Source organism: Pedobacter nyackensis, from assembly GCF_032678475.1.
Classification (GTDB): domain Bacteria; phylum Bacteroidota; class Bacteroidia; order Sphingobacteriales; family Sphingobacteriaceae; genus Pedobacter; species Pedobacter nyackensis_A.
In genome coordinates this window covers 152,185-175,586 of the sequence record NZ_JAVTSF010000007.1, presented here as the reverse complement: position 1 = coordinate 175,586, position 23,402 = coordinate 152,185, and the positions used below count along the sequence as shown (strand labels likewise).

Sequence of the window (23,402 nt, the reverse complement as noted above, 5' to 3'; positions counted from 1 at the left end):
GTCTTAGTTTTTAAAACGTTCTCTGATAAAACTCTCACTGTCTACCAGGTAAGCTGCATTCCCACTCACTTCCCAGTTACTAATATCTTCTTTAACCTGAACCATTCCACCAAGAATAACCCCGGTCTTTACTGATTTTGGGATCACCACATTACCTTCTTTTTTAAAAAGAACAGTCTGGTTACCCAATGAAACCAAGGCAGATTCAGGTAACCACCATGAAGCCGATAGCAAAACAGGAATTCTGGCGGTTAATAATTCACCGACTCTAAAGTTTGGTTTGCTCAAATACACCCTGGCAATGGTAAAATTTACGCCGTCTTTAAACACAGGCTGTATCATTCCAATTGTTGCACTCTGCATCGTACTTTTATCAGCTGTTTTATAGAACACAAACTTATCTCCCTTTTTTATTTGCATAGCCAGCGCTGGTTTAAAAGAAAACTCAGCAATTAACCTGTCCGCATTATAAATGGTAAAAAGCGACTGCCCTGCACTCACATATTGTCCTTCACGTAACATAACCGGTGAACTTACCGGAGCGGCAGCTGGCGCAGCAGCAGAAGGTGAAGCAGATGCCCCACCCATACCACTCATTCCATCGCCACCCGATGCTGCCGGTGCAGCCGCAGTTGGCGCTGCAGTCGCTGAACTTGCTACGGATTGCTCAAGAATGTACCCATCAGCATTGCTATATACAGGAATACGATAGTTTACCTTGCCTGTTTTAAGTACACGATTAACCGCATCTGCTGTCATGCCTAACAACATTAAACGTTGTTTTGCTTTTTGCAATAACATCTGATCTGTTTCCGAACTTTTCAAAAACAACAATTCCTGTTGTGCTGCAGCGAGATCAGGCGAATAAATCTCCATAATCAGCTGCCCTTTACGAACAGGCTGATAGTTATACTTGATCAAGAGTCGCTCTACCCGGCCACTAACCCTGCTGGCTATACTAACCTGGTTACGCGTATCATAACTAATAATCCCCTGAGCTTCCTCCATCAATATTTTAGTGCCATATTCCGCCTTAATTAAGGGCAATTTTGATACGACCTGTTCATTGGATGGTTTAAGTAAGTGCGCAAGATTGCTGTCTATATTTAACGCGCCAGGGTCATCATGTCCGGCATTATTATTGCCTTTTTTACCATTACAGGAACTGATGACCAGTACGCCGATCATCAATATCGCTACAAGGCCATAAGCGCGTAGCTTAACACTATTAACGATATAATTCTTTTTCATAATCGGCAATCATTAAATAAAGTTTTAATTTTTCATCCAATACATTGGTCTGCATCATCGTCAGTGCTTCCCAGGAATCAATTACCTCTGGTAATTCCATCTTGTTCTCACGATAACTTAGAAAATTCACATCCAGTGTCTTTTGCAGACTTGGAATGATCTTATTTTCCATAGCTTCAATCCTCTTTTGCATGGATTGAATTTCGAATTGCATGCCGTACAACATGCCCTGGGTTTCCTGCAGCATGGCTGCTTTCTCTTTACCCATAGCTTGTACTTCATACTCCATCCCTTTTACTTCCGACTTGTACATCTTTGAAGACCATGGAGCAATTGGAATACTCACCATCCCCATAATACTATAAGCCTTAGGCATCATTTTGGTTAGCGGCGACATGTGATCAAACCTCAATTTAAAATCAGGCCTGCTTTGTTTCTTCATCGCCTCAATGTTTAACTGCATAGATTGAATGCTATAATCCATTTTCTTAATATCATTTCTTGCCAAAGCAAGACTTGCAGTATCAATGGCAGCAGCAGGGACAAAAACAGGTTGATACGTAGTGTCTATGGAAAAGCTCGTGTTTCCTTTCATGTTCATCAAACTGTTTAACCAGGCACGACCACGGGCGATATCGCCTTCCTGCATCCTGATCATATTTTTGTTCTCTTCCAACTTAGCCGCAGTTTTATATACACTACCTAATTTCGACTGATTATATGGATACCTGATCTCTTCAATCTTCTTCATGGTTTCCATAATCTTCTCGTTCTTTTGTAGCACATTAATCTTCTGTTGTGCAACCAGCCAACCGAAATACAGGCGCTTAGCCTGTGCTTTATATTCATTTAGCGTAACACCACGGGTTTCATGCTCTACTTTCCCCTTTGATTCGATGTAACGCTTATTGGCATTCAACTTAGTGGGATTAGGAAAATCCTGCTCCAACTGTACCATCACTGCACCTTTGTCCCCCTCATCCATAATCATCTGTCCGGGATAAGGTGTCATAAACGTCCCTACACCTATCATGGGTGCCATCCATGCTGTAGCAGCTTTCGCCGTATGCTTATAACTCTCTGCTTTTAAACCATAGGATTGTAGCAATAGATTATTTTTGTCTATTCTTTGCAAAACAGTATCCAGCGACAATACTGGTGTTTCCTGTGCGCCTACATAAAAAGGCAGCAACAGCAACAAAACTGTTATTCTCTTAATGTTGTACATCGTGCACCTCCAGTTTTCCGTATTTCCTCAATTCATATTCTTTAGACATCAAAAAGATCAGTGGTGTAACCAATAGAATGTGTGTAGAAGAAGTCAATACCCCACCAATCATCGGTAATACTATGGGCTGCATCACATCTACCCCTACTCCAGTTGCCCATAACACAGGCACCAATCCAAATAATGATACACAAACCGTCATCAGTTTTGGCCTTAATCTTTTCGCCGCTCCATGGATCACATACTCCCTCAAATCCTCTTTTGTAATCGTCTCACTTGAATTACCTTTTAACTTAATCAACTGTTGCATCGCATCGTTCAGGTAAATAACCATAACAATACCCGTTTCTACGGCAATACCAAACAGAGCGATAAAACCTACAGCCACACCAACAGAAAGGTTTACCCCCCAGAAATAAATCATGTAAGCACCACCAATTAACGCAAATGGAACAGTGATCAAACTTAAAAATGCTTCTCTTACAGAACGGAATGCAAAGTATAAAGAGAAGAAAATGATGACCAAAACAACTGGCGCAATCCACATCAGCGTTTGTTTACCCCGGATCAGGTTTTCATACTGGCCACTCCATTCCAGGAAATATCCCTCAGGAAGAACACCTTTCTCTTTATTCAGTTTTTCCATTGCATCCTGAACTGTACTACCCAAATCTCTATCCCGCACATTAAACATAACTGCACCACGTAAAATGGCATTATCAGAACTGATCATTGGTGGCCCGTCTTCAAATTTCACATCGGCTACTGCCGATAGCGGGATTTCACCGAAACTGGCCGACTGTATTGGAATGCGCTGAATACGTTCTACACTGTTACGGTACTCTTGTGCCAGGCGCACGCTGATAGAAAAACGTTGTCTTCCCTCGATGGTATTGCCAACAGTTGCTCCACCTAACGCACTTTCTACAACTTGATTTACATCATCTACATTCAAACCATAACGTGCCAGCTCTGCTCTTTTTACATCTATAGAAAGATATTTACCACCCGTAATCGGTTCTACAAACAAATCGCTCACACCCGGTGTGCCTTCAAGAGCAGCCTTAACCTTTTCTGATACTGAAGCGATGGTGTCCAGATTCTGACCAAATACTTTTATCCCCACATCCGTACGAATTCCAGTAGCCAGCATATTAATCCGGTTAATAATCGGTTGTGTCCAACCATTTACCACACCTGGAATCTGTAATTTGGCATCCAGTTCAGTTACTATATCTTTCTTGGTGATCCCTTCACGCCATTCGCTTTTTGGTTTCAAAGTAATAATAGTCTCGATCATGCTGATCGGTGAATTATCTGTAGCCGTATTTGCTCTACCAGCTTTTCCTAAAACCTTGTCTACTTCAGGAACAGACTTAATGATCTTATCCTGAACCTGTAAAATCCGTTTAGCCTCTGCATTCGATACGTCAGGTAAGGTTACCGGCATAAACAAAATACTCTGTTCATCTAAAGGAGGTATAAATTCCGTACCCAGGTTTTTAAGTAATGGAATGGTAATCAACAGTGCAATAACGTTTACAACAATGGTTGTTTTTCTCCACTTCAATACAGTTCTGATTACAGGTTCATAAACTTTTTCCAGCACTCTGTTTACCGGGTTTGCATTGTCGGGCTTAAATTTCCCTTTCATAAAAAAGGAAATCAATACCGGCGCAAGTGTAATCACCAGCAAAGCATCTACAATCATGATAAATGTCTTGGTGTAGGCCAAAGGATGGAACAATTTCCCTTCTTGTCCGGTCAACATAAATACCGGTAAAAAAGAAGTAATGATGATGACGGTTGCAAAGAACACGCCTCTTGAAACCTGCTTGCTGGATTTAGTAATGACCGCCAGGCGATCTTCTTCACTAATCCAATCCGGAGATTTTTTAAATATATTTTTAAACCACCTAATCATGATACTGTTGTTTTATTTTGATCCTTTTCCCATATCTCATAACGCTCTGATAAATGCTTGTAAGCATTTTCACTCATGATAATTCCATTATCAACAATTACCCCGATTGCCAGTGCAATACCAGTCAGCGACATAATATTTGATGAAATATCAAAGGCATTGAGCAGAATAAAGCTGGCTGCAATGGTAATTGGAATTTGAATAATGATACTCAAAGCGCTTCGCCAGTGAAACAGGAATATAAACACGATAAGCGATACCACGATCATCTCTTCTATCAGGGTATGTTTAATTGAATCTATAGACTCTTTAATCAATTCGCCCCTATCGTACACAATATCAAACTTAACGCCCTTAGGCAATCCTTTTGATACCTCTTCCATTTTGGCTTTCACCTTATCTATTACATCGGCGGCATTTTCACCATAGCGCATCACAACAATACCACCCGCACGTTCTCCCTCACCATCCTGATCGAAGATGCCCAGCCTGGTTTCTCCTGTCATCTGTACAGTGGCTAAGTCCGATATTTTAATTGGTGTACCATTTTGATTCTTAACCGGGATGTTTGATATTTCCTCAAGAGACTTCAGGTAGCCGGAGGTCTTTATAATATATCCGATGTCGCTCATCTCGAATTTCCGACCTCCTGATTCATTGTTATTACTCCTTACCGCAGCAATAACCTGAGGAACGCTAAGCTTATAATAAAGCAACTTATTTGGATCTATAGAAATCTGATATTGCTTCTGAAATCCGCCAAAGGAAGCGATTTCACTTACTCCTGGTACATTTTGAAGCGCAAACTTCACATACCAGTCTTGTATAGCTCGTTGCTCACCTAAATCCATGTCGGGTGCATCCAGCGTATACCACAACACATGCCCTACACCGGTCCCATCGGGTCCAAGCTGAGGTGCAACACCTTCTGGTAAAGTTTTAGAGATCGTACTGATTCTTTCCATCACTCTTTCCCTTGCCCAGTACACATCTACATCATCTTCAAAGATGACATAGATAAAACTCATTCCAAACATCGAGGAGCCCCTTACATATTTGATTTTGGGGATCCCCTGTAAGTTTGTAACCAAAGGATAAGTTACCTGATCCTCTATAAGTTGTGGTGATCTGCCCATCCATTCCGTAAACACGATAACCTGGTTTTCAGACAGATCTGGAATTGCATCTATCGGGTTCTTTTGTATGGAAAATACACCCCATATAAACAAGCCGATAGAAAGTACCAGCACAATAAACCGATTGTGCATCGACCATTCTATAATTTTATGTACCATTTATAATAACCCTCTTTCTTTTTATTTAGTGTGCTTTTGTTGGTTTGGCCGTACGGTCGTAACGGCAGCAGCTATGTAGTTTTTGGTAAACTTCATCTTTAGCCTTTACCTTTTCAGTATCATAACCTACAGCAGCTATATTTTGCTGGATCTGGTCATTACTGATTTTACTCGAGTCATAACTTACCGTCAGCACTTTTGATTTTACATTCCAGTCTGCGGAATTTACTCCAGGTACTTTTAGCGAAGTCTCTATCTTCTTTTTGCACATACCGCAATTACCTAATACATTGATTTTTTCTGTTTTAGTTTGTGCAAATACAGCACTACCAAGGAAAGTCAATACGACTACCGAAAGAGTTTTAAATAAATTCATTTTAGTTTCGATTTAATGAAATGGTATAAATAACAATTGAATTACAAGCAGGCTACATCGGGAGCTGAAATAAAAATCAGCATGATGCCTTGCTTTTTCGTTGCACAGACGTGCAAAAATTAAAAGAAAGAGGGTATTATATTCTGTAAGTACAGTTTTTTAAATAAACGGGTATATCTCGTCCATCATGGGGTGCATTGCTTAATGCTTCCCTGGTAATTTTTACAGGTATTGGAGCCTGGTAAGTAATATATAATTCGGGTTGAACGAGTGCTGTCGATAGCTGATCAAATTTATACACCGTTTGACTGGCGTTCTGTGATTTTTCGACCTTAGCTTGCTTTTCAACATCTTTACAGCACGTATTTTTCTTGTCCTCTGTTTTGGGCATCCCGCATAAATCACAGGTTCTATCGGTTTCTTTTTCCAGTCCCCAGCTTACCAGCTTGCCCATACAATAATGAAAGTGCACAGTTGCCCCACTGGCTATACCCAGATAGAAAATGGCAAGTATGGTGAGCAATATTCTTTTCATTATACACAAAGATTGAAAAAAAGAACGGAAATACTTTTATATAATTCCGTTCTTTTTTTATACACGACTTTTACATTAGCCTTATTTTGAGGCTCATGACTTTTCTTTACAATATTGTGGCTACGTAACCAGCCTTTTCAAGCGTACTAACTACTGTATCAGCGTTCAGTTCATCACTGGCTTCTATGGTAAGGATTTTTTCCGGGGTGTCGGTATCCACCTCCCATTTACTGATCTCAGGGATATTGTTCAGAAATGGAGTTGCTGTTGCTATACATCCACTGCATTTGATATTTGTTTTGAATTTTAATGTTTCCATGATATTATTGATTTATGATTGAACTGTTTAAATAAGTTTTGCAAATTTTAATCGTAAGCTATTCCCTACTACCGACACTGAACTTAAAGCCATCGCAGCACCTGCTATCATTGGGTTTAACAGGAAACCATTGAAAGGATACAATAATCCTGCTGCAATTGGAATTCCGATCAGGTTATAAATAAATGCCCAGAACAAATTCTGGCGAATGGCTTTCACGGTAAGTTTTGATAAGCGTAAAGCTTTCGGCACCTGCTGTAAATCAGATGACACCAAGGTAATCTTAGCCACATCAATAGCAATATCAGAACCTTTACCCATTGCAATAGATACATCCGCTTGTGCCAATGCCTGACTGTCATTTATACCATCACCAATCATAGCGACTACCTTTCCCTCAGCTTGTAACTGTTTTACAAAGTCTGATTTATCTGAAGGCAAAACTTCTGCCTTGAAATGATCAATCCCCACCTGATTGGCAACCGAAGCGGCTGTTTGCTGGTTATCACCCGTAAGCATGTAAACTTCAATACCTTCACTTCTTAATGCAGCTACCGCTTTAGCTGATCCGGCTTTAATCTGATCTGCAATAGATACAATCGCCAGTACCTGCGTTGCATTGGTAAAGTAAATTACAGTTTGCGCTTGCTCTTGAAGCGCTGTAACCTTTTTCTGGAAAGCAACATCTACGCTTACATTTTGTTCAGTTAGAATTTTATGACTTCCCGCCCAATACTTATCGCCTTCAAATACTGCCATTACACCTTTTCCTGTCAAACTTTCGAATCCGCTTACTGCAGCTCCTTTTATACCATCTTTTTTTAGATTACGTACGATAGCTTCTGCTAAAGGGTGTTCCGACGCTTGTTCCAAAGCAATTAATATTGCTTGCAGTTCTGTCTTGTCCTTAGGTAATTCAGCCACCCACTCCACATGAGTAACTTCAGGTTTACCTTGTGTAATGGTTCCTGTTTTGTCCAGGATAACCGCATTAACTTTATAACCCAACTCCAATGCTTCGGCATCTTTAATTAAAATACCATTCTCTGCACCTTTGCCTATACCAACCATAATTGCCGTTGGTGTTGCTAAACCCAACGCACAAGGGCAAGCAATCACCAAAACGGTAACCATGGCGAGTAAACCTTGTGTAAAGGCATGTTCTCCACCGAACAACAACCATGCAGCTAAACTAACAATAGCAATTAGAACAACTATTGGGACAAATATCCCGGCAATCTTATCTACCAGTTTTTGTACTGGCGCTTTAGAACCCTGAGCATCCTGCACCAGTTTGATAATCTGGGCCAGCATCGTTTCCCCACCAACTTTCTCTGCTTTAAATTTAAAACTACCTTTCTGATTAATAGTTCCGGCAAATACCTTATCGCCCGATTTCTTAGCGACTGCTACAGGCTCACCTGTGATCATACTTTCATCCACATACGAACTACCTTCATACACTTCTCCATCTACCGGAATCTTTTCTCCGGACCGTACCAGTATCTGATCGGCAATATTTACATCGGATACAGCAATCTCTTTTTCGCCATTTTCAGTGATCACAATTACTGTTTTAGGCTGCAAACCTACCAGCTTTTTAATGGCCGAGGAAGTGTTTGATTTTGCATTTTCTTCCAGCAATTTGCCCAGCATAATGAAAACGATAATTACGGCTGCAGCTTCAAAATAAACATGAGGATGTAAGCCTTTGCTATGCCAGAATTCCGGATAAAAAGTATTAAAAACACTAAATACATAAGCTATTCCGGTACTCAATGCTACCAGTGTATCCATGTTGGCTTTTCCATGTTTAGCTTGTTTCCAGGCATTGATGAAAAAAGTACGTCCAAAAAAGAATAATATCGGAGTGGTCAATGCCAGCATATAATAATTACCATTCGGCATATCCATAAAGAACATTCCAATGATGACTACAGGAATAGTCAATATCGAAGACCAGATCATTCGCCTTTTTAAGGCTTCATAATTATTTTTCTGAACTTCTTCCTGTAATTCCTTAGCACCTTCCTCCGCTATGATTAAATCATAACCTATGGATTGAACGGCTTTTTGAAAAGCTTCAGGCTGTACGACATCAGAATTATAACTTACCTGAACAGATTGAGTCGCATAATTAACTGCGGCTTTATCTACGCCTGGCTGTGCCCCTATTATAGATTCAACACTCACTGCACAACTTGCACAGGTCATTCCCAGTACTGGTATTGAAATCGTTTCTATGTTGTTATTCATGATCGTTTTTATTTAACAACACAAAGATAAATCAACAATCCCTTCCTTCTTTTACAGGATTCAGAGATTAGTTTATAGAATTCTGTAAGTGGTATAATCCTTCTGTCAAATAAAGCGCATAAAACGCATGGCTAGGTATTTAACGCATACAACGCACGGGGGTAGTTTGATTTACATTATATTAGCTAATAAAATTCAAACATACCCCCGAAAACGCATTTATTTTTTTAGATCATTGTCAGGCTTGTAGGGCCCCGGGATCAGCCTTAATAGCAAACTCGTTTTTAAGAGGGACCTCCTTCGTCTCTCGTTCGACTCTGTTCGATAAAAACCGACTGAAACCAGTAGAACACTAAATGTTTAGTAAAGCCTTTCACTAGCTATCTATCCGTCCCATTAAGGATCTGAAAAAAATTCATTAATATCCTTCCAGCGTACCTTTCATTTTTTCAAATTCATAATCTCCCATCGTTTTTCTCATCTCTGCAACAAAAGGATCAACAACCGTTGAAGGCATTCTTATTTTAGCAGGAAAATACCCTCCAAACAACCATACGCCACCACCTGGTAAAAACGAATCAAATATTACCGGTGAAGCTGAACGTTCAAACGTAACCACCTTCAAAGCATTACAGCCTGACAAGGTATATTTACCAACAAATTTTAAGGAAGCAGGGAATGAAATGGTGGTTAAAGCAGCAGCCTCAATAACAGGGTTATTATTATCGTTACCTTTAATTCGTTCCAGTGAACTGTTAGCGGCAAAACTGAAATTTTTCAAATCACTGCAACCTTCAAAAGAAACGGGTTCCAGTACCTTTACTTTTGCAGGTATTGTTATGGTAGTTATACCGGCATATTTAAAAGCCCCCTCTCCGATAGACTCCAACGACTCTGGCAATACAAATTCCTTAATATCTTTACCTGTCGGAAAACCTGGCTTACCTGGTGCGTTTAGACCATTAGCTAAAATAAACCATGCAGGAATTGCTTTTACTCCATCCGGAACAACCACAATTACGGTTCCTGCCGGAGGTACACAACCAACCAGTACACCATTTGCATCAATGGAGAACCAACCGGCAGGTGATGGTGTCACCCATCTTGCATATAACGTTTTATCGGCAGTAACAGGTTCGTTAAAGTTAAAAGGTTTGGTCATCCCCGCATCTTCGTACCAGTTAACAAAAACAAAACCTGCATAAACCGGCTTGTCTACTGTAAGGTATTTGCCTTCAACAATATCTACATCTGCTTTAACTGCAGCGCCATTCATCACAAAAGAAATTTTAAAAGTCTTGTAATACCATTTAGCATACAAGGTGATGTCTTTTGTGATTGGCGTATTGAAATCAAATTCCTTTAAAAATTCAGCATCCTCATACCAGGTAATAAATGTACCTCCATCACTAACAATGGGATTTGGTGACAACTTCTTCTTCGGCAATACCTGCCCTCCGACTACCATAACAGGAGCAATATTGGTTCCTCCGTTTGAAATTAGTGTTACTTTGTATACAGTTTCCTCTTCGCTTTTTTTGCAGGAAAGCAATGTCAGCAAAACCATTATTGTACTTAAAAAAGTGAGTAACTCTCTTCTTTTTATTGACAGTTTCATAATTTTATTATTAAATGAGTTAATGACTATCTACTGAAAATATCTGGCTATGCAATCCCATATCCGGTTTGCGATATTCCTCATACCCTGATCTGAAGGATGGTTGCCCACTCCTTCGTTTTCAAACTTCCCCCTCGCCGAATTGGCTACATCATCGCGGTATAAATCTGGCAAAGTCACAAAAGGATACTTATGATCAATCGCATAAGTTTTAATGAGCTCGTTCACCGGGCTTGGCCAAAATCCATCTGAAATAATGATCTGACTTTTCTGATTTGAGTTTAAATATTTAATCAGTTTATCATAATAGGTGATAAAGCCTCTTTTTTCAGCGGTCTGTAAATCGACATTTTCAGAGATTTTTATAATGATTATATCCGCATTTCTATATGTCGATAGTTGTGAAAGATCATAGGTTTCATAATTGAGTTCAAAAGGCGCAATACTGGTGTAACAAATGTCAACCGCAGGGTCAACCTTATGAATCTTGTGAATTAATCTATGCACAAAATCACTGTCTCGTACAGAGGCGGCCATTCCCCAGTCAGCGTTCCATCCTATTGATGTTTTAACAGGATGGGCAACGATACTATTGCCCAGAATTACTACATTTTTAATTTTCTGAGGTAGTTTTTCTTTGCCCGGCTCTTCACTTTTCACTTTGTCGCAGGCAACCGCTAAAAACAAGGGAGCTAAAATTGTACATATTAGAAGCTTAAAAGCTGTCATATTTTTTACTGTTATGAGTTTAAATCAAAATGTGGATAAAGAATACATGGCATCAACTACCACCAGGTCCCCCTATCAGCCGTTTCTATCGTACGTGTAAGCCATACCTTATACCTTTCATGTTCATCCCATCCGTTTCCGGCAGAGCCAAAATCGCATAGGTTTATTTTTCTGAAAGACTCCTTATCACCGTTATAAATGCTGGTCAGTGCGTTTACACTGAAGGCCATCCATACTGAAGAAGGTTTATCCGTTAGGGCAACCAGAGGTACGTAATTATCTTTATCATGTTCAATAGCAATGGTTTCATCAACAAAGCCATCTTTAAAACGAGTATCCCGTGCTAAAACAACAGGCCCGCGTACAATCGCCATATGGTTATTCAACACCACCATTTTTCCACGCAGATCTAAGGACAAAACAACCACATCACCTTTTTTCCATTTACGGGTAACCTCTAAATATCCACCTGGAAGTATCGCTTCCCGTAGTTCTTCACCATTTACCAGCAAACTATTTTGTTTACTCCATTCCGGTATTCTAAGCGATAATGTAAAAACACTTTCCTGCTCAGGGTTTAGGGTTATATTTACCTTATCTGAAACGGGATAACTGGTTTCTACAGTAAGACCCACTTTCTTTTTATTGTTGAGTATGAACTGTGCATTTGAACTGGTGTAAAGGTTCATCACAATTTTATTTTCCGAAGCACGGAATGCAAAATCGGGAAGCATCGCAAAAGCTCTGGGCGCATTGGCTTTACAACAATTGATATCCATACCACATTGCCGCTCTCCATCTCTTCTAAAACCTTCAAGCGGAACATAAGAAGCGATCATCATATTTTCTGCTCTTGCAGCAGCCTGAAGCGCATTATAGGTTGTCTTTTCAATCTGGTCGGCGTATTTCACCTCTCCCGTAATTTGCAACAAACGATCACACAGCTGCATCCAGGTAAACGTAACGCAGGTTTCCATCGACAAAAAAGAAGGAGTGGTTTGATTTTTAGCACCTTCAAACCAACACTCAGTAGAGCTTGCCCCACCAACAATGTTAATTTCATTGGTCATGATATCATTTGCAGTAGCTACTACAGCCGAAAGATAAGTTGGATTTTTAGTGATCTTATAAAGTTCTAAAAGACCTACATAACAAGACATCATTTCATAAGATTTATGTCCACCTAATGCCCAATGGCTAGCCTTAGGAAAGGGCCAGAAACGTTTAGCCACAGGCTCTCCTGCAATTGCCTTACTGATCAAATTAGCGGCATCGGGCTTTTCCCATTGTGCAACGATATACTTTGCAAAGTTAAGGTAGCGCGAATCTGAGGTCCTATTGTATAGGTACATTACCGGTTCAAGGATAGAGCTCGCAGCCATTCCTTTATAGTTGCCTATTTTGGCTATATCTGTACTCCCGGGACCTATCTGCTTCATCAAATGATCAGCTAACTTCCGACAAGCGGTTAATGCTTTTTCATCACCTGTGATATCGTAGTATGCCTGAAGGCCTAAAAGACAATACTTCCGCCCCCATACGTCCCATTGCGCAAGTTGCGCCTCTTCGGAATAATTACCGATATATCCATTTGGAAGCTGTGTTTTCAGCAATTCATCTACTGCATAACTAATCTTCTTAAGCAACACAGGATTCTTAGTGTACCGATAGGACTGACAGGCCCCTAACATCCATTTTCCCCAAAATTCGCTTTGCCAGCGTTCTGTTTCAGTTTTATGTTTAAAAGGTTCTATCAGGTGATCGATGTCTTGTGACATTACATTCATTTTAATACATTCATCTATCCGTGTACCGATATGCCCATGTAACTCTACCTGCTTTAACTGTGTATTTTTTATTTGTGATATTCCCTGGAAAGGTAATACGCAAACTAACATCATAATTATTTTTCTCATAACCTCATTCATTACTTAGCGGATTCCTCCTGTATGACTTGTTTTATGGCTTGCAGTCTGGCATTCCCCTCAGACTTAGTTGGTGTAAGCCATGCACCTTCTCCGTTTTCATTCCATGCGTACATAAACAATAGATTGCCTGGTACCTTTTTTGCATTTGCTTTGACCCACTGCATACCTGTACGAAGATGTTCAGCTATTTTCTGTGGAGTAACTCCGTTGTACCAATAATCGGAAGCAGGTTGAGCAGGATGATCCATAGCCCAGGGACGCATATCATAACCTGCACCTACCACAGGAACAAAAGGTAATGAGCTGTGAGCAGAAATACCTGTCCATGATTTCACATCCCCTTCCAGTAGTTTTGAATAATCATTCGCACCCGAATTAGTTCTTCCGTCATCTGCGTTGTTATAGGTTGTTAAAAAATCGAATCCGCATTCTACATACTTGTTCTGGTAAGTTGCATCTAAAGGTCTTGGTGCCGTTCTGGCTCCGATCAGGATTTCTCCGGCTCCGATATCACGCGCCTTCTTACGATACAATTCAATTGCTTCACGTGTTTTTTTAATACCATTCATTCCGGCAATGATTTCATCTGTATTGAAGAATACCATTACCGGCTTGCCATCTACTTTTAAATAATTGGATTCTTTAAAATAAGGTACCGTTCTGTCACATACCTTCTCCCAGTTTACAGGTGAAACCGGAAAACAGGACAACAAACAGAAATCGAGGCGACTTTTATTTGGTGCTTTAAGAAACAAATCAAGTGCATTATTCAGATTGTCCATTGTTTTGGAATCATCTACCAATGTATTTTCATACCAGCAAAATCCCCAAAAAGAAAGACCGCTATCTGCTGCATAATTAATCTGATCACTCATTACACCCGCTTTATCTTCCCGCCAACCCCAAACAGGCTCCCGGTTTGAAAAACTGCCAACCAAACTCGGACTGATGTGAAAAGTATTGCCATTCTGATCTGCCGGAAAACTCCAGCCACCAAAATACCAGGCACCAACTTTTACTTTTTCTGTTTGTTCCTGCGGCTCCTCCATTTGTTTTTTACTCTGACAAGAAGATTGTGTTGTTAAGAATACAATACACAGGCAGGAAAAAATACTATATATAATGTTTTTATACATTTTGTTCAATTCTACAATCAGAAACACATTAATAACCGGGGTTATTCGGCTTCAGATTAGGGTTTATAATTTCATCTTCTTCTGGTACCGGGCTCCATATTTTTGCATCCGTAACGTTATCCACCAATTGAATAGCACCATTTCTATTCCATACCCCACGAGTAGTAGAAATGGCTTTTATGGTTGATTGGTACCTATTGAACCTGACCAGGTCAAACTTCCGCTGCTGTTCGAAACACAATTCTCTTGAGCGTTCATCCAGCAATTCCTCGATAAAATCCGTTTTGCGATATGCGGTCTGAAGTTTATCCACATCAGTTGACCGGGACTTTATCAATGCCCGGCTTCTGACAACCTTAAGCGCCTCACGTCCGGCCGCATCTCCATTCATGTGTCCTACAGCTTCTGCATGCAAAAGCATGATGTCAGCGAGACGGAGCAGCGGATAGTTGCCGTAATAAACATCGTCATGTTTAGACTCTGTTTTCAGCAACCTGAATTTATTCCCACAATAATCACCATCAACAGCTTCTCCATTTACGAGTTTCAATTTTGAAGGCTGGTAATACACCTGATTATCGATCGTCTGCGTTACAGGTTCGGTACCTAACCCTCCTACAACCCAGTTCGCACGTGCATCATACAGTGAATCATAACGGGAATACAATTCCTGTGTTGGCCTGCATGTGCCCCAGCCACCACCATAAGAACCTGCCGGCAACAGATAAAAGTTTAGTGCAAAGCCGTTTTTTTTCTGAGGAGAGGATGTTAAAGAAAATAGCATCTCTTCTTTTTGTTTATTTACTGATCCCTCACAAAATAGCAACCTGTAATCAGCGGTTAGATTTAAACCACTTTTGCTGATGATGTTCTGGCTCAACGCATCTGCCTTTACATAACTATCATTTATGTCGACCCAATCAAAGCTGTTTAAAGGAAAATTAAGTGCTTTACCTGTGTCATACTTTTTACAACTGGCAATATAACAGTACAGCTTAGCCAGATACCCTCCGGCGGCCCATTTTGAAGCTCTTCCAGAGTTCATCAACTTTTCATCAGGCAAATTATCGTAAGCAAACTGCAGGTCATCAATTGCCTGCTTCATTACTTCCTCCAGGGTATTTCTTTTCTGTTTGATATCGTGAGGAATGCTGTTAAATACCGGAACACCTCCATAAATCATCCCCATATAGTAGTAGTGCCAGCCCCTCAAAAATCTGGCTTCTGCTTTCATCTGCGTTTTACGCAGTTCGGGCATGTCAATCTTATCAATCTGAGACAACAGCAGATTGATGCTATATAAACCTGAATATACCTTTGCCCATAGATTTTTTATGGTAAGGTTACTTTTTACAACCCTGCCAAATAAAAACTGGTCCATATTAGCTTCGGCATCAGGTGTAGAATATGGATTACCTATGATTTCATCAGTGCCTACATCGGCAATTAAAAACACACCGGTACGCCCATTTACAGAGTAACTGTCTTGCAATAAACCGTAACATCCCGTCAGTGCAGCTTCGGCATCATCCTGATCTTTATAAAAATTAGCAATAGATGTAAATGATAGTGGCTCACTATCCAAATAGTCAGAACAACCGACCAAGACCCCAAACAATGAGATCATTACTGTATAAAGTATCTTTTTCATGTTCAAAATCTTTAAAATGTGATGTTAAAACCTATAGAATGAGCGGCTGCCCTGGGGTAACCTATGGTATCAAAATTTGTCAGTAATGGATTTCCTGAATCAACCTCGGGTGTAAACCCGCTGTATTTAGTTAAAGTAAAGAGATTGATCCCTGAATAGTATATCTTGGCAGCACCCAGGCCCAGCTTTTTAGTAAAACTTACAGGTAACCTGTAGGCCAGGGAAACATTTTGAAGTCTTGCATAAGACGCATCTTCAACGTAGTAGCTATTGGGCTGCGCTGCCAGTGAATTATAATAACCTTCATCCGAATAAGCGGGATAGTCATTTGTCGGGTTTGAAGGTGTCCACCGGTTGTTCCAGAATTTTTTAGTGATGTTATAATATTCACCCGGACTGGAGCCTTCCAATTCAAACTTAGTAGAATTAAATATCTCGCCACCAATAGAATAGGCAATAAATACATTCAAATCAAAATTCTTATAACTAAAGCTATTGCCAAAACCGCCAAAAAGTAAAGGCTGACTGTTACCAATGATCTTTTTATCACTTTCAGTAATCTTGTTATCAGCTGAATTATCGGTATTGTTAAACTTAAATGTTCCCGGGCGCGGCTTAGCGATAGCACTAGGATCAACAACACCTGGTTTTAATACCCAGTTTCTTTCCTGCCATGCTATATTTGGATCGTTGTCCGGTAAAAGACCAGTTTTATCTATCCAGCCGGAGAAATCGTTTTCCTGGTATACGCCGATCATTTCATATCCATACATCAGGCCGATCGACTGGTTGACCATAATTCGGCCGACAACATTTTGCTTGATATATGAGGTACTCCATGAACCGGCACCTACAGGGGCTACCGACAGATTGTCTCCTATAATCAATACTTTATTCCTGTTTAAACTAAGGGTTAAGCTGCTGTTCCAGCTAAAATTATCAGCAACAATATTTTTTGTATTTAAAGCCAGTTCAACCCCTTTATTGCTAATCTTCCCCAGGTTTTGCCATTGTGTTTTAAACCCGGACTGTGCGGGAATAATGGCATTGTACAACATGTCCGTTGTTATTTTATTATAAACGTCGAACGTGATATCTAATCTTTTGTTTAAAACAGAGATATCTAAACCTGCGTTGTACTGCACCGTTGTTTCCCATTTCAAATTAGGGTTTGGCAGGGATACCGGTACCAGGCCAAACTGGTCTCCATAAAATGAATTGCCCATCCTTGCCATGTACTGAAATTCAGGGATATTTGAATTTCCGGTTTGTCCATAACTCAATCGCAATTTCAAATTATCAAACAGCGTTTGTTTTTTCATAAAGTTTTCTTCAGAAATCCGCCAGCCAAAAGCCATTGAAGGGAAGTAACCATATCTATTGTTTTCTCCAAAACGATCTGAACCATCCAGACGCATACTACCCGTGAGCAGGTATTTTCCTCTGTGATCGTAATTCAACCTACCCAGATACGAGATCCTTTTAGTTTGCCCGGCCCCTGATGTAGCATCTTCCAGCGTAATACCTTTACTGATATCATGAATTCCGGTGGTCTCATCAGAAAAGTTACTTTTAATCATGGAACTGTTTCTATACCCGCTTCCACTCAATTCAAAAACACCCAATGCACTAATTTTTGAGTTATTTTTCAGCATCTTATCGTAACTCAAAGTGTTGATGTTCGACCAGCCCATCCATTCTGTATTGTTAATTGCGGCCCGTCCTTTTAAGTAATACCCCCAGGGTGTATCTTTTCCATAAAATTCATTCACTTTTGAATTTACGATCACACCATTTAACATTGTTCCAACGTACAAGCCCTCTATCAGCTTATAATTTAAGACAATATTAGCGCCTACATTTGGTGTAGAAATATCCCGGTCTATATGTTCCAGGTTTTCTGTTGGTTTTTTCCATCCACCTTGTGTTTGTAACGCAAGAGGGTTCTGAAACACCAGTGGCCGTGATATGATGGCGGCCTGGGTAACTCCGATATTTCCATATCCATCACCCGATTGTACCGCGCCATTATATTTTGAATAGGACCCGTTAAGAGAAAGCGACATGATAAACCTGTTTTTATTGTGATCAAGTCTCAAGCGGGTATTGTATCTTGAATAATCATTATTGACAAACAAACCATCTTCTTTATTATATCCCACGCTTCCAAAAAACTTGGTATACTTAGTTCCACCGGTTACTGACAAATTATGATCTTTCGCATATGCCGTGCGATACATTTCATCCTGCCAGTTGTATTCGGGTAAAGCATAAACATCTCTGGGTACCATTTCGGAGGGCTCTGTTTTTCCTGCATTGGTAAAGAAAAGATAATCATTAAAGTAACCATAGGTAACCCTTTTCCCGTCGGGCATCAATACCCAGTCTTTACGATAGTCAATCCATTCATCTCCATTCAACATTTCCAGTCTTTTTGCCGGATAGGAAATGCCCATACGACCATCATAAGTAACCATAGATTCACCTTCTTTTCCCTGTCTGGTAGTGATAATAATAACTCCATTGGCACCTCTTGATCCATATATTGCTGTAGATGAAGCATCTTTTAAGACCTCAACAGAAACAATATCCGCAGGATTAATGGAGTTCAATGGATCTCTTCTTGAATTTGCCCCGAATTTAGAATTGGCAATAGGTGCCTCACTCTCGTTCACAGGAACTCCATCTATAACAAACAAAGGCCGACTTTCACCAGTCAGGGAATTTGCCCCACGAATGATAATCTTAGATCCTGATCCTGGTTCGCCAGAACCTGAAGTAATTTGGAGACCTGCCACACGCCCCTGCATACTGTTCACGAAGGAGCTTTGTCTGGATTGGTCAAAAACATCTGCTTTAACTGTTGAAACCGATCCGGTAAGGTCTCTTTTTTTAACACTTCCGTATCCTACTACGACAACCTCATCCAGTTTTAAATGAGCCGGGATCATCATTACATTAATTGTACTGCGTCCGTTAATGCTAATCAGTGTATCCGCAAAACCCACGAAAGAAAACTTCAACGTTCCTTTGCCCGCTTTAATGTTATACCGGCCATTTGCATCGGTTTGTGTAGCAGTTGAAGTTCCATTTAAAAGAACTGTAACTCCTTTTAAGGGTTCGTTACCTATAAGATTAGTAACTACACCGGAAATGACTTCCTGACTTACCTCGTTCAACCTACTGGCTTTTAAAACAATGGTTTTATTTTTAATGGCATAAGAGATATTCTGGCCATCTAATGTTTGATTTAAGACAGTTGACAACGGTGCATTTTTAAAATTCGCGTTGATGGTCTTGTTTTCATCAAATTTTTCCGCAGGCCATACCACATTATAGCCCATTTGCATTCTGATCTCCGCAAATATTTCTTTAATAGTGGTATTCTTCTTAGCAAATGACATAGTTTGGGCATTACCTGCAGCGCTCACCTGCATGATCATTGCTATTAATACTATGGTGGTGACTCGCATAATCAGCAGTAATTTATGGACATACCTTTTGGGTACACCAATTTTATTGGTCTTTTTTTTATACATTTGGTTAGTTTGTTTAATGTGAATACGATCCAATTTTATTGACGTCATCCAGACTTTTAAGCCAGTCGTGTTGCAACCACAACTGGCTTTTTTATGCTATCTGGATAACCTTTTCTAGTAGTTATTCCATCACCATAATGCTCCTTCCTTTTATTTTAAAGTGTGCTAACTCGGTTAATTCTAAAACTTCAAGCACCTCGGTAACCGTACTGAAACGTGATACCGTGCCCCCTAATAATTTCGACTTTAATTTTTCGTCTTCAAATACCACATCCACATCGTACCAGCGGGACAATTTGCGCATGATACTTTCCAGGCTTTCTTTATTAAAGATAAACATGCCATTTTTCCAGTCGATTGCGTCCATTGCATCTACGTTTTTTATAACAATGGTATTGCCGGCTATTGCTTGTTGTCCAGGTCTCAGTACATATGAAGCAGGATTATTCCCTTTTAACTGGCTAATTTTTACTGCTCCTTCCAATAATGTTGTTTTTGCTACCTTTTCGTCCAAATAGCTGTTCACGTTAAAGTGAGTGCCAAGCACCTCAATTTCTTGTCCGTTACTGCGTACCATAAAGGGTTTCATTTTATTTTTAGCTACCTCAAAATAAGCTTCCCCGCTCAACTCAACGCTACGCTGTTTACTTTGATTAAACGATGCGGGGAATTTAAGTTCTGAAGAAGCATTAAGCCAAACTTTGGTGCCGTCAGGTAAAATGATCTGATAAGTACCACCTCGTGGAGTACTTGCTTTCAATTGACCCGAATAAGAAGGAGTAGTTGAATTTTGACGGTCGTTGTTGTTCGTTACCACACTGCCATCGTTATAGGTTAATTTGGAAGCATCTATAACCACACCGCTTTTAACATCGCTTAGCGTAATACTTTTACCATTAGACAAGGTAAGTGTAGCTGTATTTTTACCTGGTTTAATCTCGTTTAAAGCTATCGCCGCCTCTCTCTTCTCGTCGGTTAATAAACGATTGGATTTGTTAAAGAAAAAAACGATTCCGAGGCATAACAACACAGTTGCCGCAGCAGAATAGTATGGCCATAAAGATTTTGTTTTTACTGCCGGACTGATCGCTAAAGTCAGCCCCATCTCCCGCTCAGCCTGCTCAAGTTCCGTCTCAGTTAACTGCGCATGATTAGTTCTGTTTAAGTTCAGGTACCACTGTTCAAATAACAATTTCTCGTCCTCTGTACAATTACCATCTGCATACTTACGCAGCAGTTCTTTAGCTTTTACCTCATTCATTTGGTTTCCCTTATTTATATCTGGTTAAACTATAAGTCGGCCGACTCAGGTCCTGGGGGGATAAGAAATTAAAATATTTTCAAAAACATTGCTAAAAAGGTCATTAAACCTAATTTAACCCGTAATATTCTTAATGCTTTTTTTACCTGATCTTTGACTGTTTGCTCGGAAAGCGACAATTTATCAGCAATTTCTTTATGGCTCATCTGCTCAAAACGACTCATTCTAAAGATCTCCTGCATGCGTGGCGGCAATGCTGAGATCTCTTCTTCAATAATTTCTTTAAGCTGTTTTTCTCTGATCAGGTGGTCCGTGTTGACCTGCTGAGGCTCATCAATGAAAGCTTGTAATGATTGAATATAATGATGCCGTACTTGTTTTCTGGACAGGAAATCAGCAATTTTATAACGAACTGCGACAAAAAGATAACCAATCAGATTATGCTCCGGTAGCGATTGTTCTCTTTTTGCCCATAATGCATAAAAGACTTCTGAGACAATATCCCGGGCATCTTCCCGCTCCCGAAGCTTATTATAGGCATGGCTATAGAGCAATTTATTGTACCTGAAGAATATTTCGGAATAAGCCAATTGATCACCCTTCGCTAACAAAGCAACGAGTTCTAAATCCTGGAAATCATTATAAATATTCTTCATTTGATTAGCCCAATAAAACTAGAGAAATAAAAGGTAATGTTATCTAATTATTTCCTAAAAAAGAATATCTATAATTACACCTATTTTGGTATGAAAATTGGTTTCATATGTGAATTCCATTTTTTATATTGCTTAAGTTTTATCTTTTCTTTTTATGAATTTAAAAGAGCAACGGGAGTTATTACCCGAAATGCTAAAAGTATTTGAGAGTATTCCCAGCTTGTACTTAATCCTTTCAAAGGAATTAACGGTACTTACAGCAAGTGACACCTTTCTTCAAATTACAGCTAAAAACAGAAAAGATATCCAGGGTAAGTACGTCTTTGATATTTTCCCTATTGATGAAAATATAGAAGACTCAGTAGCAATAAGAACCTCACTCTCTAAGGTAGTTCAAACTAAGTTACCAGATCAATTACCGATAGGTAGATATGACTTGCCTGATCCTGAAAGCAGTGATAAAATCAAAACACATTACTGGCACTCGCTTAATACACCAATACTTGATTCAAGTGGAGAAATTCTTTACATTATACACTCTACACGAGAGCTTACTGCACAGGTAACTGCCGAAAAAGAATTAAAAATCAGTCTTGAAAAACAAATTCAGGAAGCTTCAAAAGCAGCGCAACTGAGCAAAAGACTGGAAAAGCTCTTCGCTGATTTACCTGCAAGAATAGCGATCTTATCCGGCGCCAATTTTGTTTACGAATATATCAACCCTGTTTATCATCAGCACTTCGGATATCGTGATCTTATTGGCAAAACTTTTCTGGAAGCTCTGCCTGAATTGGCCGGCCATCCGATTATAGCTGAGCTAAAGAAAGTGTATGAAACAGGAGTAACATTTGAAGGTAAGGAAATCTGTATTCCACTTACGAATGTTGAAGGCGAACCACCGGTTGACCGATATTTCAACATCATGTACCAAGCCAGGTTAGATGAAGATGGCGCGGTAAATGGAATTTTAACTTTTGCTTATGACATCACTGAATTGGTAAACGCCAGGAAACTAGAAGAGGAGCAATATAAAAAAGACGAGTTCCTTTCCATTGCCAGTCATGAACTGAAAACCCCGTTAACGAGTATAAAAGCATTTAATCAATTGATGCAACGCACGGATGATATCAATAAACTAAAGAGTTTCGTCTTAAAATCTGCAGGTAATATTTTGCGGCTTGACAAACTTATTGGTGATTTATTGGATGTAACCAAAATAAATGCGGGTAAAATGCAATACAACATGCATTTTTTTGACTTTGATGAGATGTTGCAACAGACTATTGAAAACGTACAACACACAGCAATTACCCATCAAATTATATTGGAACATCATGAACCTGCAAGCTTTGTTGGTGACCGGATAAGGATAGAACAAGTTGTCAGTAATTTCCTCACTAACGCCATTAAGTATTCACCTGGTGCAAATCGTGTCATCGTAAATTCCCGAATCAAAAACGAACATATAGTTGTCTCCATTCAAGACTTCGGTATTGGAATTGATGTTCAGGATATGGAACATCTATTCGAACGTTATTACCGCATCCACAATTCTTCAATGCAATTTGAAGGTCTGGGACTTGGTTTATTTATTTCTTCGGAAATATTAAACAGACATAACGGAGAGTTTTGGATTGAAAGCGAGCCTGATCAGGGATCCACTTTTTATTTCAGATTGCCCATAAATAAAAAAGCATAGA

The 23,402-nt window shown here is 39.7% G+C and carries 17 protein-coding genes; 1 reads left to right on the top strand and 16 read right to left on the bottom strand.

The annotated features are described in order from the left end of the window. Positions 1-3: 3 nt before the first annotated feature. The 16 genes from R2Q84_RS20610 to R2Q84_RS20535 form a co-directional block, all read right to left on the bottom strand. Positions 4-1,251, bottom strand: a complete 1,248-nt coding sequence (locus tag R2Q84_RS20610) for an efflux RND transporter periplasmic adaptor subunit (protein WP_316818492.1) — start codon at positions 1,249-1,251, stop codon at positions 4-6. Further along, positions 1,229-2,479, bottom strand: coding sequence for a TolC family protein (locus R2Q84_RS20605; protein WP_316818491.1), 1,251 nt, complete (start codon positions 2,477-2,479; stop codon positions 1,229-1,231). Before R2Q84_RS20605 ends, R2Q84_RS20610 begins: the two co-directional genes overlap by 23 nt. Next, a complete protein-coding gene (locus tag R2Q84_RS20600) occupies positions 2,466-4,403 on the bottom strand; it encodes an efflux RND transporter permease subunit (RefSeq protein ID WP_316818490.1) in 1,938 nt (645 codons plus the stop codon). Before R2Q84_RS20600 ends, R2Q84_RS20605 begins: the two co-directional genes overlap by 14 nt. After that, complete coding sequence (locus R2Q84_RS20595) at positions 4,400-5,698, bottom strand: efflux RND transporter permease subunit (RefSeq protein WP_316818489.1); 1,299 nt, start codon at positions 5,696-5,698, stop codon at positions 4,400-4,402. The genes R2Q84_RS20600 and R2Q84_RS20595 overlap by 4 nt, the downstream gene beginning before the upstream one ends. A gap of 25 nt (positions 5,699-5,723) precedes the next feature. Beyond that, the gene (locus R2Q84_RS20590; RefSeq protein WP_316818488.1) at positions 5,724-6,074 is read right to left on the bottom strand and encodes a heavy-metal-associated domain-containing protein; all 351 of its coding nucleotides are present in this window, start codon (positions 6,072-6,074) and stop codon (positions 5,724-5,726) included. 136 nt (positions 6,075-6,210) lie between these two features. Next, the gene (locus tag R2Q84_RS20585) at positions 6,211-6,609 is read right to left on the bottom strand and encodes an HYC_CC_PP family protein (RefSeq protein WP_316818487.1); all 399 of its coding nucleotides are present in this window, start codon (positions 6,607-6,609) and stop codon (positions 6,211-6,213) included. 106 nt (positions 6,610-6,715) lie between these two features. Further along, positions 6,716-6,928: a hypothetical protein gene (locus tag R2Q84_RS20580; RefSeq protein ID WP_316818486.1), complete on the bottom strand. Its 213-nt coding sequence runs from the start codon at positions 6,926-6,928 to the stop codon at positions 6,716-6,718. 27 nt (positions 6,929-6,955) lie between these two features. Beyond that, positions 6,956-9,184: a heavy metal translocating P-type ATPase gene (locus R2Q84_RS20575; protein WP_316818485.1), complete on the bottom strand. Its 2,229-nt coding sequence runs from the start codon at positions 9,182-9,184 to the stop codon at positions 6,956-6,958. 418 nt (positions 9,185-9,602) lie between these two features. Then, the gene (locus R2Q84_RS20570; RefSeq protein ID WP_316818484.1) at positions 9,603-10,802 is read right to left on the bottom strand and encodes an InlB B-repeat-containing protein; all 1,200 of its coding nucleotides are present in this window, start codon (positions 10,800-10,802) and stop codon (positions 9,603-9,605) included. A 30-nt stretch (positions 10,803-10,832) separates the two neighbouring features. Continuing rightward, on the bottom strand, positions 10,833-11,531 hold the full coding sequence (locus R2Q84_RS20565) for an SGNH/GDSL hydrolase family protein (protein WP_316818483.1): 699 nt from the start codon (positions 11,529-11,531) through the stop codon (positions 10,833-10,835). Between the two features lie 56 nt (positions 11,532-11,587). Continuing rightward, positions 11,588-13,447, bottom strand: coding sequence for a glycoside hydrolase family 127 protein (locus tag R2Q84_RS20560; RefSeq protein WP_316818482.1), 1,860 nt, complete (start codon positions 13,445-13,447; stop codon positions 11,588-11,590). Positions 13,448-13,458: 11 nt separating this feature from the next. Beyond that, positions 13,459-14,508: a glycoside hydrolase family 99-like domain-containing protein gene (locus tag R2Q84_RS20555; RefSeq protein WP_316818481.1), complete on the bottom strand. Its 1,050-nt coding sequence runs from the start codon at positions 14,506-14,508 to the stop codon at positions 13,459-13,461. A 115-nt stretch (positions 14,509-14,623) separates the two neighbouring features. After that, positions 14,624-16,246 (bottom strand): RagB/SusD family nutrient uptake outer membrane protein, encoded by a 1,623-nt coding sequence (locus tag R2Q84_RS20550; RefSeq protein ID WP_316818480.1) that lies wholly within the window; start codon positions 16,244-16,246, stop codon positions 14,624-14,626. Positions 16,247-16,257: 11 nt separating this feature from the next. Further along, complete coding sequence (locus tag R2Q84_RS20545) at positions 16,258-19,785, bottom strand: TonB-dependent receptor (RefSeq protein WP_316818479.1); 3,528 nt, start codon at positions 19,783-19,785, stop codon at positions 16,258-16,260. A gap of 121 nt (positions 19,786-19,906) precedes the next feature. After that, positions 19,907-21,046, bottom strand: coding sequence for a FecR family protein (locus R2Q84_RS20540; protein ID WP_316818478.1), 1,140 nt, complete (start codon positions 21,044-21,046; stop codon positions 19,907-19,909). Positions 21,047-21,114: 68 nt separating this feature from the next. Beyond that, positions 21,115-21,702 carry an RNA polymerase sigma-70 factor gene (locus R2Q84_RS20535; RefSeq protein ID WP_316818477.1) on the bottom strand — a complete coding sequence of 196 codons (588 nt, stop codon included), beginning with the start codon at positions 21,700-21,702 and terminating at the stop codon, positions 21,115-21,117. 154 nt (positions 21,703-21,856) lie between these two features. Between R2Q84_RS20535 and R2Q84_RS20530 the strand changes: the two genes are divergently transcribed. Then, positions 21,857-23,401: an ATP-binding protein gene (locus R2Q84_RS20530; protein WP_316818476.1), complete on the top strand. Its 1,545-nt coding sequence runs from the start codon at positions 21,857-21,859 to the stop codon at positions 23,399-23,401. Position 23,402: the final 1 nt, after the last annotated feature.